Source organism: Desulfosporosinus sp. I2 (assembly GCF_000960765.1).
Classification (GTDB): Bacteria; Bacillota; Desulfitobacteriia; order Desulfitobacteriales; family Desulfitobacteriaceae; genus Desulfosporosinus.
This window is the reverse complement of the sequence record NZ_JYNH01000107.1, coordinates 1-15,904: the sequence shown is the minus strand read 5'-3', so window position 1 is coordinate 15,904 and position 15,904 is coordinate 1. Positions and strand designations below refer to the sequence as shown.

Genomic DNA, 15,904 nt, shown 5'->3' with positions numbered 1-15,904 from the left:
CAGAGTGTGCGAGGAATTGAAACGACTGCCAGAGAAAAACCGATACGTGCGCGGTCTGGTGAGTTGGGTAGGCTTCCAGCAAACAGCCATTGAGTATGAACGAGATGAACGATTAGCTGGAGAGACAAAATATCCCCTGAAAAAAATGATCAAGCTCAGTTTAGATGGCCTTACTTCTTTTTCCGTTAAGCCCCTCCAATTGGCTAATTATGCGGGGGTCATACTCATCACATTTGGTTTCAGTTATTTGATGGCTATGCTATTTTTTAAGGTTTTTACCGCTTCAGTAATCGCTGGGTGGAATCTGGTAATCTCCTTCCAACTTATATTGACAGGGATGCTCCTAACGATGATGGGGATTATTGGAGAATATATCGGACGAATTTATGATGAGGCAAGAGAGCGCCCTCTCTATATTGTAAGCGAATGCTACGGGATGATTAAAAAGGAGCGAACAGCGAAAAGGGAACGGACAGTAAAGAAGGTTGTCTAAGATGGGTATGGTGAAGAAAAGACCACTTGAGTTTTTTAGGTTTTGTCTGGTGGGAGCAGTCAATACAGGAGTTGATTTTTTGGTATTTGCGCTGCTCTCTCATCTCGGAGTTCTGTTGCTCTTAGCGCAAGTTGTATCCTACACTTGCGGAATTCTCAACAGCTTTCTACTGAACCGGAAATGGACTTTCCAAGCAAAACGTCGATCCCCCAGACAACTTATTCGATTTTTAGCATTAAACCTTTGTACCCTATCAATCACATATGGATTGTTGGTTTACTTTCATGACCAGCTCGTTTGGTCAGTACTCGTCAGCAAATTGCTGGCCACGGGAGTAAGCTTGGTCATCAATTTTACGGGTAGTCGTTTATTAGTTTTTGGTTAAATATTTTTAGAGAATAGGGGAGAAAAACAAGATGTTTCGTAAAATGCGCAATTTACATTTATGGATAGGGTTAATCACTTCAATCATAATTCTGATGGAGGCAGTAACCGGATTAATGCTGGCGCATCCTTCACTGATGGGAATGGAATCAAGAGCCCCAATTATCGAAAAGAATTCTCGGTTTACTTCGTCAGAGACTCAACGTATAACAACTGCAGATCAAGGATCGACAACAGCAGATCAGAGTACATCAACAGCAGATCAGAGTATATCAACAGCAAATCAAAGTTCGATAAGTCAGAACTCAGTGCCCGCCAATACTTTGAGTTCAAGTTTAGAAGGGGGAAATCAATCCGAAGTGACTGATCTAAAAAGTGAAGGTTCAAGAAAACAAGAAGCAGGAAATGGTCTAATGGGACTCGTAAAAGGGCTGCATGCGGGAAAACTCGGTAATCTGAATATCCAATGGGTGATAGATCTTGCGGCGATTAGCATGATTGTCCTGACCATTTCGGGGATTTATCTTTCTATTAGGATTTTGAGAGGACAAAAGAAAACTAAATAAACAAAGAGGAATCGACAAAACCGGAGTCGAGTTTAACAATTATGTTCCTCAAATTGTTGCCTATGCAGTTTCTTTTTTACCACTATATATCTATGTTTTGTTTCTACTAGGCAAAATGGGAAGTCTCCCTCTTCTGAGTCCCTATTACACATTACTCCTAAAATTACCATCCATTTTGGCAGATATTGCAACATCTTTTCTGCTCTATAAACTTGCTAAAAACTATTTTTCGTTAGAAATTAGTATTCTTATAGGCGCATTTTACACGTTCAACCCGGCTATTCTAATAAATTCTGCCGTATGGGATCAGGTGGATTCTTTCTTCACGTTGATCATTGTTTCGGCGATTGTTTTGCTTTCAGAGAAGAAGATGGGTCTTGCGACAGTTATGTTTACGTCAGCTGTTCTTATGAAGCCGCAAGGGATAATCTTTCTCCCTGTGATTTTCTTTGAATTAATTAGGCAAAAATCGATGAAGAGCTGGATAAAGGTTGTGCTTTCAGGCCTATTTACTGCCATAGTGATTGTACTACCCTTCTCCTGGAACATGAATGGGCTGTGGATATTCAAACTCTTTTCAAGTACTTTAGGGGAATATCCCTATGCCTCTGTCAATGCCTTTAACTTTTTTAGTTTGCTGGGAAAGAATTTTGTATCGGATGCAGGAACAGTATTAGGGATTAGCTATCATAGCTGGGGGATGCTGTCTATTGTCTTGATTACAGCCGTTTCGTGGGTTCTATATATTAAAGGGAAAACCAGAAATATACTACAGTAATTGCACTCCTTTTGATCGTCGGTGTCTTCACGTTTTCAACTAGAATGCATGAACGATATTTGTTTCCGGCCGTAGCCCTGTCGATTTTATCGTTTATCTATCTTAGGGATAAACGGCTGATGTTATTGGCTGCAGGATTTAGCACGACTATTTACATCAATACTCACTTTGTTCTCTATGAGACGCTCAGTGGTATAAATTCAATTTCATATAGCCCGATCCTCATAGTTACTTCTCTCTTAAATGTATTTTTGTTCGTATCCCTTATTAAGGTTTTATACGAAATTGTTAGGACTGTACCACCAAAAGATCGAACAAATGGACAAAACGTCGCACCAAATGGCAATCAAACTGCTCCTTCGGGTCAATCTTAAGACATATTTAAACAAGCTCTGGCTTCTTTAACATAACTTTAAGAAGATTCCTGTATTTCAAAGAAATTACAAAGTTTTACGGCCATATATACGTAGCACAGGATTCTGAGAAGACATGATAGTTTGCCGAAAGAATGCTGAATGTTTTGCGTTTTCAGCAAAAAATCATGAGCCTTTCACACAAAAAAAGTGTGAAAGGCTCATGTGTGTCTATAATATTTACCGTCCTTTATCTCCGAACTAGTCGTAACACAAACAATTTATTATGAACTTTTCAGAAGATTGACTTTCGGTTCCTGTCGCGTTGCCAAATAAACACCTGTTATGACAATGGCAGCACACATCAATTTAATAAGTGTGATTGACTCACCTAAAATGGTTACAGACTGGATAATCGTAAAAATAGGGACCAGATTAATAAAAACGGCTGTGCGAGGAGCCCCAATACGTTGAATGGCAATCGCCTGAAAAAGGTAGCCCAATACGGAAGCAAACACGCTCATATATAAAATGGAAAGCCATCCTCTAGCTGTCGTTGTTGATAGATAGGTGGAAGGGTTTTCCCACAAGACAAAAGGAATGGAGATAACAACACAGATCAAGAACGTATATGCTGTGACCATGAATGGGGTTAGTTGATATTGCTTCATATAGTGACGACTAAGTAGGGAATAAACCGCAAAGCAAAAGACCCCGAGCAGCATCAGAAAATCGCCATGATTCAATTGAAATTGGGAGATTAATTGCCAATCCCCATTTGTAATGAAGAGAAAGACACCTGTGAACGATAGAAAGATGCCAAATATTCTCAAAGGAGTTAATCGTTCACCCATGAACATTGTAGCTAGAAGGGTTGTAACCATTGGATTTGTTGCTCCGATCAGTGACGAATTGATCGCCGTGGTGTAGTTTAAGGACGTAAAGAATAGGGCGTGGTAACAAAAAGTGCCAACAAATCCAAGTATGATAAGTGCAGGCCACTGCTTACCGCGCGGGAAAAGGTTTCTGGGCTCTTTGACGTATAAGATTGTAAAGATAAAAGGCAATGCGAATAAAAAACGAAAGAAAGTCAGGGAAAACGGTGGAAACTCTTGCACGGAGAATTTTCCAGTTATAAATGCGCCAGACCAAAGAAGACTAGTCAGCACCATGAGCAAACGAACCTGTTTATCGGACATAATATGGCTCCTCCTTATTATGAATTACAAAACTAAAGCTGATATGGCTGAACTATCTTGATATTCTTTTCACTAAGCAAATAAAGCCTTTACTTTGACTAAGGACAGGTAATAACAACTACTAAATAATACCAATGTATACTATGGTAGTCAATCCTAAAGATCGGGGTTTGCAATGTAATTTAATTATTTAGCTGTTCAAATTCATGATTTCGGCAGTTTATTGAAGCACCTTGAATGTTTGTTAGAAAGTAGCGGGTATGATATAGTTAACTGTGAAAGAATGGAGGTTTTCATGATGCCGCGGATGGTGATATTAGACGGAAATAGCCTTGCAAATCGAGCCTTCTACGCTCTCCCGCCACTAACCACGGTAGATGGGCGACCAACGAATGTCTTGCATGGTTTTCTAACAATGCTCTTTAGATTAGAACATGAGCAACACCCAGATTACTGGGTGGTAGCTTTCGATAAAACCAAGGCAACGGTTCGCATTGAACAGTATGCTGGGTATAAAGCGCAGCGCAAAGAAACTCCAGAAGGACTGCGTCCGCAATTTGATTACCTTAAAGAAATATTAACGGAAATGGATGTACCCATGCTCGAACTGGCAGGCTATGAAGCGGATGACTTAATAGCCGCAATCACTAAACAAGCTGAAGCACAGGGGATGGAGATTCAAATTTATACAGGGGATAAAGATGCCCTGCAACTCATATCCGCTAGGACAAATATTTTCCTGACTAAAAAGGGAATTAGTGAAGTTGAACGTTATGACGAAACCACCTTATGGGAACGTTACCAATTGCGACCCTCCCAAATCATAGATCTCAAGGGTCTAATGGGTGACACCTCGGATAATATACCTGGGGTTCCAGGAATCGGAGAAAAAACCGCACTAAAGTTACTTTGGGAATTTGAGACGGTCGAGGGCGTTCTGGCGAATTCGGATAAAGTATCCGGGAAAAAAGTACAAAGTAATTTAAAGGACTATGCTGAACAGGCAATCCTCAGTAAAAAATTAGCGACAATGTTGACGGAGGTTCCGCTGGCGTTTTCCAGCGACGATTTTGTTTATCACCGTTCCAAAGCTATTAAAGTGCTTCCTGTCTTGCAAAAATATGACCTTAAGAATGTGACTCGTTTGTGGCATGAGCGTCATAAGGACGACGAAGGCCCCCTTAGTGAGAGTCAGGAAGCGTTGTTAGAAGATTGGCCCGAACGTTCCATGACAGACGAGGAGTGGGTTGCGCAGATCGAACAGTGGCAGGCCAATAACACCCCACTCACGATAGCCTGCCGATATGAGGGAACCGGCTTACAAGGGGGACGTTGGCTAGAATGGGGAGTGGCGACCCTAAGCGAGACGTTTACGCTAACTCGTAAGGAGGCATCCGCGCAGGTTTACGAGGCGTGGCTGAAATTGATGGGGAGTGAAGAGGTTCCGAAAACGTTAGCGGACAGTAAAACTGTAGCCTTATTGCTCGCCAACGAAGGAGTAACCTTGAAGGGTCTAGCCTTAGATCTAAGCTTGGCATCCTATCTGATTCAATCCTCGCGTCCTAAATTTGCTTCCCTGGATTTAGTTAAAGAATATGTTCCGAATCAAGCGGCTTTTGAGAACGTTGCCGAAGAAGCGGCTGCTCTAGCTCAAGTTGCCCCCAAGTTTGAAGAAGAAATTAACACACTTGGCCTTTCAAAACTATTACATAATATTGAAGAACCATTATGCTTGGTGCTCGCGCAAGTGGAACGGCACGGAATAGCTGTGGATACCGAGCAATTAACAATTTTTGGTGAAGGGATAAGTCTGACTCTAAAACAGTTAGAGCAGGACATTTATGCCCTAGCTGAAGAAACCTTTAACATTAATTCGCCAAAACAGTTAGGAACCATTCTATTTGAGAAGTTAGGCCTACCGACGGCCAAGAAGACGAAGACGGGTTATTCCACGGATGCAGAGACGTTGGAAGAACTTCGCTTAGCTCATCCCGTCGTAGCTAAAATTCTCGACTATCGGCAGCTGAATAAATTGATGTCTACCTATGTAAATGGTCTACTCGCTCAAGTGAAGGATGGCCGGATTCATACTACCTTTCAACAAACCGTAACAACAACCGGTCGATTGTCGAGTACAGAACCCAATTTACAAAACATCCCTATTCGACTGGAACAGGGACGGCAACTCAGAAAAGTCTTTCATCCTACGGAACCTGGATGGGTGCTTCTATCGGCTGATTATTCTCAAATTGAGCTTCGAATTTTAGCCCACTATTCTCAAGATCCTCTTCTTTGTGAATCGTTTGCATTGGGACAGGATGTCCATACTCGAACCGCAGCAGAAGTCTTTGGTATCTCACTCGATGCAGTGACCTCGAACATGCGCCGAAGTGCCAAGGCCGTCAATTTTGGATTGGTCTATGGATTAACAGAATTTGGTCTTTCAAGGGACTTGGGAATTCCCCGCAAGGAATCGAAGTTCTATATCGAGCAGTATTTTAAACGTTATGGTGGAGTCAAACGGTACCTAGAAGAGGTCGTCACACAGGCCAAAAAAGAAGGGCAAGTTCGCACTCTGTTAAATCGCCTAAGGCGCATTCCGGAGTTATTTCATTCTAATCGGGTCCAGCGCCAGTTTGGAGAGCGGATTGCCATGAACACACCGGTACAAGGTACAGCCGCGGATATCATGAAATTGGCCATGATTAAAGTGGCCGAAGGATTGAAACCCTTTCGGGCGGATATTCTGCTTCAAGTACATGACGAATTATTGTTGCAAGTGGATCCAGAAGATTTGGAGATTGTCACCAAGGTGCTAAAAGATAAAATGGAGAATGCTTTCCCACTGTCGGTTCCGATGACAGTAGAATGTAAGGTGGGACCGAATTGGTACGATATGCAACCGTTTAAGCCGATGGAATAAGGTGCGGCTATACATAGACTCCAATGTGGTTAAGCATAACTGCGTTATCCCGAACAGTAGATTTAATTAAAGATCTTAAGTTTGGTGCTAGTACTAATCCCGGAATTAGCAACGAATATAGGTTGTTTGGTTTGTCTTCAGTGAGACAAACATGTGCCGACCAGCTAGCTTATAGCGGTCGGCACTTTGGCTTTATGATTCAGAGATCAACGTCATTAAATGTATTGTAAGTTAAGCTTGAATATCAATTATGTTATCGCTTGAAACAATTGAAGTCGTTGTTTCTTGTGTATTATTGCTATTACTATTACTATTGCTATTTTGACTGGATTGCTTTGCTTGTATTTGGGCTTGAATTTGTATTATCTGAGTTTGGAGTAATTGGATTTTCTCCTGTTTTGTTTTAGCATCATCCTTGCTTTGATTTTCAGTGTCTATTTGGCTCTGAAGTAATTTTAGTCGATTTGAAAGTTGGGTTACATCACTATCATTACCAGAAGTATAAGTACTATTAGATGTCGAAGAAACTGAAGATATGTTCATTTTTAAACCTCCCTAATCTATTTGATTTTAAGCCTATGTTACTTTACTTTACTATACGAAACTGAAACTACGCTGAACCTTAGCTGAAAGTTTGCTGAAATTACTTATGCAGTCACGCTTGAAAAGGTATTAAGCCTCGCTCGTTTGATTGAAAGTAGTTAAGGTGGTATAGTTGGATGTAAAATATTGGGCATTATGCGATGTATTGATACAAAAACCAGTAATACAGGTTCTTTTCGAATAGAATGCCTTAAAACGTAAATTGATTTCGTATTCAAGTGAAAATGATTATTATGGAATGAGGAAAGAAACATGCCAGAACTTCCTGAAGTTGAAACTATTAGAAGAACTTTAGCCGAACGTGTGACAGATTTAAGAATTGAAGAAATAAGGCTAATCTGGTCATCTGCTGTCTGCGGATGGGAAGATCAGTCGTTTGAGACTTTAGTCACTGGCCGACAAATTAAGACGATAGATCGGCGTGGAAAATACCTTTTAATCCGTTTAGATAAGGATCTGACGTTGATTGCGCATATGAGAATGACTGGACGTTTAAATTATTACTCGGAAACGAAAGAACCCGAAAAGCATACACATGTAGTTTTTCGTTTAGAACAAGGAGAAGTACATTTTTCAGATACGCGTAAATTTGGGCGTATTCAAGCCATACCCACCCCGTTGTGCTTGAGCGGATCTTCCCTAGGCAAACTAGGTCCTGAACCCTTAGAGGCAGAGTTCACACCAGAAGTTTTGAAAGAACGTTTCGGAAAAAAGAAACTTTCTATTAAAGCGGCTTTGCTAGATCAGCATGTCCTAGCAGGCTTGGGCAACATTTATGTAGATGAATCACTCTTCCAAGCTGGAATATCACCCGAACGCGGAGTTGATACCCTATCCAAGCTGGAAATTTCAATACTCCATCGAGCCATTAAAAACATTCTTCAAGCAGGTATTGATGCCCAAGGCACTTCCTTTCGAGATTATCGGGATGCCAATGGGGAAAAAGGTTTTTTTGAGCAGGATTTACAAGTTTATGGGCGGGGCGGACAACCTTGTAAAGTCTGTGGACAAACGTTAGAACGTATTCGTCTCGCTGGGCGGACGACGGTCTATTGTTCGAGGTGTCAGAGGTAAGCGTTGGAATGGGATGAGAACGAAGAGTGACCAAGGGATCCGTTATCCTGTTCCATAGAATACAAACTTCTGGTGGAAAACCTGTGTATAATCGTAATTGCTTTAATCAATATTTCGTGGTGTTCTATCCCAAAAATTAAGTATTTTCCCCTTCAAGTGGGAAAAAATCCTTGAATTATTGGGAATTCCTAACATAAAGGGGTTGTAACAAAAGGTTACAGCCCCTTTAACTTATTGTCTACAAAAATGAACATGACCTTGGGGAATCGTCTTTGGGATCTTTGTACATAATTAGAAAAATTAATCTATTTTTTTACTGTTGGGAAGGAGTTGATAAAACTATGTGGAATTTAACTGCATAACCTAGCGCTCAAGAGTGAAAGGGGCGAGCTAATTGCCCATATTTATTCAAAATGTGAATAATAAAGAACTCCGGATTAGTTTTTCTAGCCCCTTTTCACTAGACCAAGTGAGTAAGATCAAAACGATTAAGGGGAGACGTTGGTATCCTACTGACAGATATTGGACAGTACCCTATACTGAGGAGACGGTTAGGTATTTAACACACGTTTTTGTAGAGGAAGCTACTTTCAAATCATTTAGCCTAGCTAAAGATAGTAACTTCACATTTGAGACTGAACAATTTAGCAATAGTAAAGAGGGTTGTCCGGATTTTTTGGCTCCACATGAGAATAGATTAAGTGATATGACAAATATTGGAGATGATAACTTATCTAAGTTCGCGAAGGAAACGATAAAGTCTTTGCCCTATGTGTCTGATCGATCGTCGGAACTACTCCTTTTGGTTCGTAAGGAACTTGAATTACGTGGATATCATTAAGGCATTCTTTTGCTACTCACCTCTTGGAAGGTGGAACTGATTTACGGTATATTCAAGAATTATTAGGCCATATGAGTTCGAAGACTACTGAGATCTATTATGACAAGAAAAATGTTATGTAAAGTCAGAGGCTAAAGTTAGCATAAATATACCCGTTAGGCCCAAAAAACTTTACATAATATTCTACACCTGACCCTTGCCATAATCTCCATAATCTTCATCCATCATTTATATCGGTGCTACTTGTCCATGATGATGGTGGTTATTTTCATTTATGCCCAAAGAATACCTACATTTAATATTCTTGGGAGTTAAAATATTGAGACTTACGCATATCTAATCTAAGGTATTATGCAAAGCTATTTTGCTATAAAAGCCTATTTTATGCGGCTTTCAGGATAATACTTTTCATAACTACTTGCTTGTCCTAATAAATCTTATGTAAAGCTTAACATAAGATCTATACTCATGTGAATGAGAAGGATATCCGACGGATTAAAAGTCCCTTCGATTGGATTACCACAAAAGGAGGAAGCCCCGGAGAATAAAGGGGATATATCTGACATGTATCGCAGATATCTGCTAATTTGGAGGGATCTGCGACATAGGTCGGTAACCCATCGTTATACGACATGTTGTGCAAAGACCGCGCCATCCTTGGCGCGGAATAAATTTTATATTATAGTAATTTCAAATCCGAGGATTTTATAATTGAATAATAATTTACAGCAAAGACGTAGATATATAAGGGGCGGACGTCCTGTCCGCCTCTGAATCACGGGGCACAACACGTCGTATAACAGCGTATTCCCAAAATCTGAGAGGATATGAATGTAATAACCAGACTTCGGGAATACGCGAGACGTTATGTGACATTGCCGCTCTCTTGGCCGGCATGAATGAAATTGTTTGAAAGGGGCAGGAGATGTTTAGGGAGGTTTATGTGGAATGATTTTTCTAGATGGTCTAATCATTTTTCTTTCCGGGTATCTATCGAAAACTCCTCTAAGTATTTTAAACTATATATTGATGCTCACGCTCCTACCGTTTGCAAGTATTGCGATTATGATTGCCGAGATGAAGTATGTCCGGTTTGATTTTTATGGCTACATAGCCGTAATGGTATTAACAGGGGTGTCATTTTTAAGCGTTTGGGTTTTTGCAGCATTGAATGGCGAGTACAAAAAAGTAGAATTGTCGATGTACTTTGTGATCGGAATTGTAGTTATAATTTCTATGGCTCTTTTCGCTTTGGCAGAGGTGTTGCCAAACGACATAATTGAGTCTTTCCTTAGACCGTTGATCTCAAAAGGTAATACTTATGATATATGGAGCCGACCACCTTACCAATTGGCACACTTTGTTATTATGGTGGGATCCTTTCCTTATGTTGCGACGTTTATTATTAGTAAAACGATATTGAAGTTTAAGAACTATCAAAAGCAATGAAAACTGTTGAATTTGGGGGCGGCAACATCACATAACAGAGGGTTTGCAACATCGGAGATGACATTTTGGGTAGTAACCCGACGTCGCAAACCCTCAAAACGTTAGACGCCATGCCTAAGTTTTGGAGAAAGGAGGGTGTTTCCTTTGAGAACATTGAAGGTTTGTCAGGTGGATTCTTTTACAACCGAAAAATTTAAGGGTAATTCAGCTGGTGTAGTCTTAAATGCAGATGGACTTTCCGACCAAGAAATGCAACACATTGCCAGAGAATTGAACAATTCCGAAACGGCATTCATCTTTTCGCCGGATGGGAATGATCATGAGATAAAGATTAGGTTTTTTACACCAAAAACCGAGGTTCCGGTGTGTGGACATGCCACCATTGCTGCTCATTATGTTCGGGCCATAGAACACAAGTTAAACTCCTCCACAGTTTTCCATCAGATCGGAATTGGGATCTTACCTGTAGAAATAATCAAAGAAGGAAACGATTATTCCATAGTTATGACCCAAGGTAGAATCGAATTTTATCCACCAATTGCTTTTGAAGAGAGGGCGAAAATTGTTAATGCTCTGGAGTTAAAAGAGGACGACATTGATCAGCGATGCCCAATTCAAATTGTTTCTACAGGACATTCCAAAGTTATGGTTGGGATCAATAAATGGAGTAAATTAAATGCCCTTTCCCCGAATTTGCTTGCTTTAGCTCAAATCAGTAAGACGATTAACTGTAATGGATTCTTTGTATTTACAATGGACTCAGAACAAAAGGAAATTTTGACTCATGGAAGAATGTTTGCACCAGCCATAGGTGTAAATGAGGATCCGGTAACAGGAAACGCACATGGTCCACTTGGTGCTTATTTGATAAAGCACGGTTTGGTTGAACATAATGATTCTATTTTTACCTTTAATGGTGAACAAGGATACGCTATTGGACGAAGTGGCCTAGTGAACGTCACAGTCATTTTAAACAAGGGAGAACCCCAACAAGTAAAAATTGGAGGAAGAGCAGTTATCGTGTTTAAGACTGAGCTTCAAATCTAATTTGAGGTGATCCGAACGATATAATAAGAAGTCTGGGTCAAGTTTAACCGGCACAGCGTCTAACAGGGGATTCCCAACACTTGGCCAAAATGCACGTAATATGGCGCGTCGGGAATCCCCAGAACGTTATGCGGAATGTCCATATCGATGTTGTATATGGGGTCTGTAGATATGAATGTTGATATGAATGAAAAAAAGACCTCACGGGGAGGTCTAATGATTGTGAATTCGTTCAATTTCACCAACTAAATAATTGAAATCATGTGAGACCATGCGCCCAATAAAATCCTCATCCTGAACTAAAGCCCGTAACTGTTCTCTTGTTAGATGGATTAGTTTTAATCCTTGAACCCACGACGGTTTCAGTAATCCAGATCTACGCCAATTGAGAATTGGAATTTTAAACTGATCGAAGTATTTTGGTGGATCATTTGGGGGTACTGAAGTAGTTGCAACTAAAATCAATAAATTCTTGTTGCCTAAACCCACAATAATAGCAGGTCTAATTTTTGATTCAGCAGGAATATCTTGATATCCAATATTTAGCCAAAAGATCGTACCTAAAATAAATTTATCCATCAATGATTCTATTATTCTCCCTCAACAATGTAACGGTGATCCTTGTCATTCTTGTCAAATAATAGTTTACCATCTTTGATTGTTGCAGGACGAACTGTTATCTCTTGTAATTTCTTGGGGGTTAAAGACAATTTTTTATAGCTTTCTTCTTTGGCAATTGCGCTCATATTTTCCCCCTCCTTAACCTCTTGATCCTCTTTATCCATATCTTATCACCTTCTACATATTCGTTCAATAAGTAGTATGCCCGTTTTTACCCACATAGAAGAGTTGGAAATGGAATGATGTGGTAATATAATGAGGTGAAGAGTATGTTGAATGCAAGTATGTTTAATAAGCTGGACACTCCGCATAACAAAGGTTTTGCGACACTTTGCAAAGATGAAAGCGGTTGGGACGCGCCGCAAACCCTCGAAACGTTCTACGACATACCTGGGTCTAAATTTAGTTATTCGGCTTGTGCCTATAGTATTTAAGCACACTGGGATTGAACTTATTTGGATCATCTTTGTAGTGCCAACCTTCCTATTAAAAACTTGACATTAACATCAATGTTATACTTTATAATGTCCAACAGAAGGGAGGTATATTGAAATTGAATATAAGCAAATTATCTGGTCAAACAGGGATAAGTGTTCGTTCTTTGCGCTATTATGAGGTAAAAGGACTTTTGCAATCGGAGCGATTAGAAAACGGCTATCGTAATTTTCACGAATCTGCGGTAGAACGAGTTAAAGTAATCCAGCTCTATTTAGGGCTTGGACTTAGTAACAACGAAATTGCTCAGATTATTAATTGTCCTGTGTCAATATCTGATCAACAGCCACTATGTAAAAAGGCTATAAACGCTTATAAGACTAAATTAGAAGAAGTGGAAAAACAGATTGAAATATTACAAATATTACGGTTGCAACTACAACAACGCATATTTAATTTCGAGAAACCAAATTTAAACCTCTTCGAAGGGACGGAAATGGGCCATGATTATTGATAGTCACCAACACGTTATATTACCAATTGAAAAACAACTTACTTTAATGGGCGAAGCTGGTGTCGAGAAAACAATATTATTTTCCACACTAGTACATCCGGAAATTGCCGTTGATCTTGATTCTTTCGAAAAAGAAATGGCTATTCTCAACGAGATTATATCGGGAAAGCGAAACCCCTTAGATGCAAGAATCAAATCCATCGAAGAACAGGTACAGGTAATAGATGAGAATCCAACCAAATTCATTGGGTTCGGGGCGATCCCGATAGGATTATCACCCGATGAAACCGTAAGGTGGATTGAAGATAGAGTTATTGCTAACAAATTTCGTGGCCTTGGTGAATTCACTTTAGCCCCAGGGCAAGTGCATCTGTTAGAACCAGTTTTTGCGGCCGATATGGAATTTGGCAACCTTCCTTTATGGATTCATACATTTTCGCCATTAACTTTGAATGACATCAAAACTATTGCTAGACTTGCAAAACAATTTCCCAATATTCCAGTTATATTAGGACATTTAGGCGGAGCTAATTGGTTAGAAACTATTAAACTAGCGAAAGAGAATCAAAATCTGTATTTGGACCTATCCGGAACATTTTCGACTCTCGTGGTTTCATTCGCTATAAAAGGACTACCAGAACGTACCCTTTTTAGTTCGGACGCTCCTTACGGTGATCCATTACTGGCTAGGGAAACAGTTGAAAGGGTAACTCACGATAATTACGTAAAGGACCGAATCCTTGGGGAAAACATTGCTCAACTATTACATTTGTGACTCTTAGAGTATTTTGGTTTCGGAATTTAGAAGAGGAATCTGCCGGTACGGCGTATAACAGAGGGTTTTCAACATCGGAGAGAATATGAATGTAGTAACCCGACGTCGCAAACCCTCGGGACGTTAGGCGACAGACCATGCAGGAGGACGGGCATCCTTGCCCGGATTCGAAAGGGAACGTTGTTGGAATTATATTAATGCACATTAGTAGGATAGCACTAAACCGCTGGCGCGGTGGTTTCTGGAGTGAATCTTTTGCTCTTTTAATTTAATATTGCTATAAACTATTACAGAAATTCACATTTCCTTTAAAATATTTGAGAATTTATTTTAATTTGCATTTCTTTTAGGCATTTCTTAAATCCCTGAATTAATATTTTTGATTTGGAGGAGTCGAAGATGAACGTAGATATTCTGAAGACAAATAGCCAGAATGATGATTTTGTAAAGCTAATAAGTTTATTAGATGATGATCTTGATAAAAGATATGGAGAATTACAGAAACAGTATGAAAAACATAACGGAGTTGCCCAAATAAATGAAGTAGTAATTATATATCGAAATAAAATTCCCGTTGCATGCAGAGCGTTTAAAGAACAGGATAGTAACTCTGTTGAATTAAAACGAATATTTGTTGTAAATGACCAAAGAGGACAGGGATTAGCAAAACTAATAGTAAGCAAATTAGAGGAAATAGCTAAAAGCAGAGGCTATAAATATGCTGTTTTGGAAACAGGGATAAAGCAACATGAAGCAATTAATTTATATAAGAGTTGTGGATATTGTACTATAGCTAACTATGAGCCATATACAGAAAATACTAACAGTGTTTGCATGAAGAAAAACCTCTAAAGAGACAAGAAATTAAAGTAGGAGTATGGTAGAACCAAAACAAATACGCATTATTCATATTTGGTTCATTAATCAGTTCGAGGGGGACGTTAAAGGGACTCCCGTCCATGGTCGTCTCTGAATCATGGGGCATGGTCCGTCGCCGAACAGAGGGTTTTCAACATCGGAGAGAATATGAATGTAGTAACCCGACGTCGCAAACCCTCGGACCGTTAGATGAAATCGCCATTTCGGAGAAAGGATTGTGGGTCATTGGAAAGAACATTGGTAGAATTGATTATTCTAACGTCTATCATCCATCTAGTTGATACCCTTGCTTACTCGGTGAGACTGAATTCTGTTAAGAGCGGGCAAGTTGCATTATCCTTTTCTCTATTTAATCTCATTGCGCTTGTTTCACGTACTGCAAATACACTACAAGCTCCATTGATTGCAGGTATTATTGGAATCAGCATTGCTCAAGGGCTAAATCCAGTAATGGATATGCATATAGTAATTTTTTCATCAACAATTGGTACTTTAATAGGTGTGCTTGTAATTCCATCCTTTTTAAGAATATTTGAGAAAGCAGTAAATCGTCTAGAGGTAACGGGTTCTGTTCCATCGCTGGTGGTTGAAGCGTTACAGATAAATAACATTAAGCGAATCGTTAAAAGTGTCTCGAAACCCTCAAAGACGATGTTGGAGAGATTAAGGTATCGCGAGATCCCAAAGAGGTTGCTAATTTTAAATTCATTAGTCACAGGAATATATACGGTTGGCGTTCTTGCTGCAAGTTATTCGGCTACATTGGTTACGGCAGAACATAGATTAGCGGTTGTTGCTTCATCTGGAATGATTAATGGGGTTGCTTCAATTTTACTTACGCTTCTTATTGACCCAAAGTCAGCTATGATTACCGACCAAGCGTTAAGAGGAAAGAGACCATATGGAGATGTTAAGGCTCTCGTGGTGTTGCTTATTACTTCAAAGTTGGTTGGTACTTTGTTAGGCCAGG

The 15,904-nt window shown here is 39.8% G+C and carries 18 protein-coding genes and 2 pseudogenes; 16 read left to right on the top strand and 4 right to left on the bottom strand.

Annotation, left to right across the window (positions count from 1 at the left end):
* The 5 genes and pseudogenes from UF75_RS18875 to UF75_RS30335 all read left to right on the top strand — a co-directional run.
* Positions 1-493, top strand: a pseudogene (locus UF75_RS18875) (glycosyltransferase); the annotation flags it as partial.
* Position 494: 1 nt separating this feature from the next.
* On the top strand, positions 495-878 hold the full coding sequence (locus UF75_RS18870) for a GtrA family protein (RefSeq protein WP_197079460.1): 384 nt from the start codon (positions 495-497) through the stop codon (positions 876-878).
* 31 nt (positions 879-909) lie between these two features.
* Entirely contained in the window at positions 910-1,443 is a 534-nt protein-coding gene (locus tag UF75_RS18865) for a PepSY-associated TM helix domain-containing protein (RefSeq protein ID WP_045576115.1), read from the top strand.
* Positions 1,444-1,618: 175 nt separating this feature from the next.
* Complete coding sequence (locus UF75_RS30340; RefSeq protein WP_242860335.1) at positions 1,619-2,221, top strand: glycosyltransferase family 39 protein; 603 nt, start codon at positions 1,619-1,621, stop codon at positions 2,219-2,221.
* Between the two features lie 11 nt (positions 2,222-2,232).
* Positions 2,233-2,595: a hypothetical protein gene (locus tag UF75_RS30335; protein WP_242860334.1), complete on the top strand. Its 363-nt coding sequence runs from the start codon at positions 2,233-2,235 to the stop codon at positions 2,593-2,595.
* A gap of 263 nt (positions 2,596-2,858) precedes the next feature.
* On the opposite strand, the gene UF75_RS18855 is transcribed toward UF75_RS30335, so the two are convergent.
* Positions 2,859-3,773, bottom strand: a complete 915-nt coding sequence (locus UF75_RS18855) for a DMT family transporter (RefSeq protein WP_045576114.1) — start codon at positions 3,771-3,773, stop codon at positions 2,859-2,861.
* A gap of 298 nt (positions 3,774-4,071) precedes the next feature.
* Between UF75_RS18855 and polA the strand changes: the two genes are divergently transcribed.
* The gene (polA, locus tag UF75_RS18850; RefSeq protein ID WP_045576113.1) at positions 4,072-6,696 is read left to right on the top strand and encodes a DNA polymerase I; all 2,625 of its coding nucleotides are present in this window, start codon (positions 4,072-4,074) and stop codon (positions 6,694-6,696) included.
* A 231-nt stretch (positions 6,697-6,927) separates the two neighbouring features.
* Here the strand turns inward: polA and UF75_RS18845 are convergent, their stop codons facing one another.
* Entirely contained in the window at positions 6,928-7,239 is a 312-nt protein-coding gene (locus tag UF75_RS18845; RefSeq protein ID WP_052693432.1) for a FlxA-like family protein, read from the bottom strand.
* Between the two features lie 312 nt (positions 7,240-7,551).
* On the opposite strand from UF75_RS18845, the gene mutM reads away from it, so the two are divergent.
* The 5 genes and pseudogenes from mutM to UF75_RS18825 all read left to right on the top strand — a co-directional run bounded on the left by mutM (position 7,552) and on the right by UF75_RS18825 (position 11,710).
* Positions 7,552-8,373, top strand: a complete 822-nt coding sequence (gene mutM / locus UF75_RS18840) for a bifunctional DNA-formamidopyrimidine glycosylase/DNA-(apurinic or apyrimidinic site) lyase (RefSeq protein WP_045576112.1) — start codon at positions 7,552-7,554, stop codon at positions 8,371-8,373.
* Positions 8,374-8,767: 394 nt separating this feature from the next.
* A complete protein-coding gene (locus UF75_RS18835; RefSeq protein WP_045576111.1) occupies positions 8,768-9,214 on the top strand; it encodes a hypothetical protein in 447 nt (148 codons plus the stop codon).
* Positions 9,208-9,336: pseudogene (locus UF75_RS27480) on the top strand (tyrosine-type recombinase/integrase); the annotation flags it as partial. The gene UF75_RS18835 and the pseudogene UF75_RS27480, both read left to right, overlap by 7 nt.
* A gap of 826 nt (positions 9,337-10,162) precedes the next feature.
* On the top strand, positions 10,163-10,663 hold the full coding sequence (locus UF75_RS18830; protein ID WP_045576110.1) for a hypothetical protein: 501 nt from the start codon (positions 10,163-10,165) through the stop codon (positions 10,661-10,663).
* Positions 10,664-10,807: 144 nt separating this feature from the next.
* Positions 10,808-11,710: a PhzF family isomerase gene (locus tag UF75_RS18825; RefSeq protein ID WP_045576109.1), complete on the top strand. Its 903-nt coding sequence runs from the start codon at positions 10,808-10,810 to the stop codon at positions 11,708-11,710.
* A 213-nt stretch (positions 11,711-11,923) separates the two neighbouring features.
* Here the strand turns inward: UF75_RS18825 and UF75_RS18820 are convergent, their stop codons facing one another.
* Both UF75_RS18820 and UF75_RS18815 read right to left on the bottom strand, forming a co-directional pair.
* Entirely contained in the window at positions 11,924-12,289 is a 366-nt protein-coding gene (locus UF75_RS18820) for a type II toxin-antitoxin system PemK/MazF family toxin (RefSeq protein ID WP_045576108.1), read from the bottom strand.
* Positions 12,290-12,300: 11 nt separating this feature from the next.
* Positions 12,301-12,495: a hypothetical protein gene (locus UF75_RS18815; protein WP_045576107.1), complete on the bottom strand. Its 195-nt coding sequence runs from the start codon at positions 12,493-12,495 to the stop codon at positions 12,301-12,303.
* Between the two features lie 105 nt (positions 12,496-12,600).
* Here UF75_RS18815 and UF75_RS28505 point away from each other — a divergent pair, with 105 nt between their 5' ends.
* The 5 genes from UF75_RS28505 to UF75_RS18795 form a co-directional block, all read left to right on the top strand.
* Positions 12,601-12,765 (top strand): hypothetical protein, encoded by a 165-nt coding sequence (locus tag UF75_RS28505; protein WP_156146513.1) that lies wholly within the window; start codon positions 12,601-12,603, stop codon positions 12,763-12,765.
* Positions 12,766-12,884: 119 nt separating this feature from the next.
* Positions 12,885-13,280 carry a MerR family transcriptional regulator gene (locus tag UF75_RS18810; RefSeq protein ID WP_045576106.1) on the top strand — a complete coding sequence of 132 codons (396 nt, stop codon included), beginning with the start codon at positions 12,885-12,887 and terminating at the stop codon, positions 13,278-13,280.
* Complete coding sequence (locus tag UF75_RS18805) at positions 13,270-14,055, top strand: amidohydrolase family protein (protein WP_045576105.1); 786 nt, start codon at positions 13,270-13,272, stop codon at positions 14,053-14,055. Before UF75_RS18810 ends, UF75_RS18805 begins: the two co-directional genes overlap by 11 nt.
* A gap of 399 nt (positions 14,056-14,454) precedes the next feature.
* Positions 14,455-14,907 carry a GNAT family N-acetyltransferase gene (locus UF75_RS18800; protein WP_045576104.1) on the top strand — a complete coding sequence of 151 codons (453 nt, stop codon included), beginning with the start codon at positions 14,455-14,457 and terminating at the stop codon, positions 14,905-14,907.
* Positions 14,908-15,159: 252 nt separating this feature from the next.
* On the top strand, positions 15,160-15,904 hold a 745-nt coding region (locus UF75_RS18795; RefSeq protein WP_045576103.1), incomplete at its 3' end, for a lipid II flippase Amj family protein.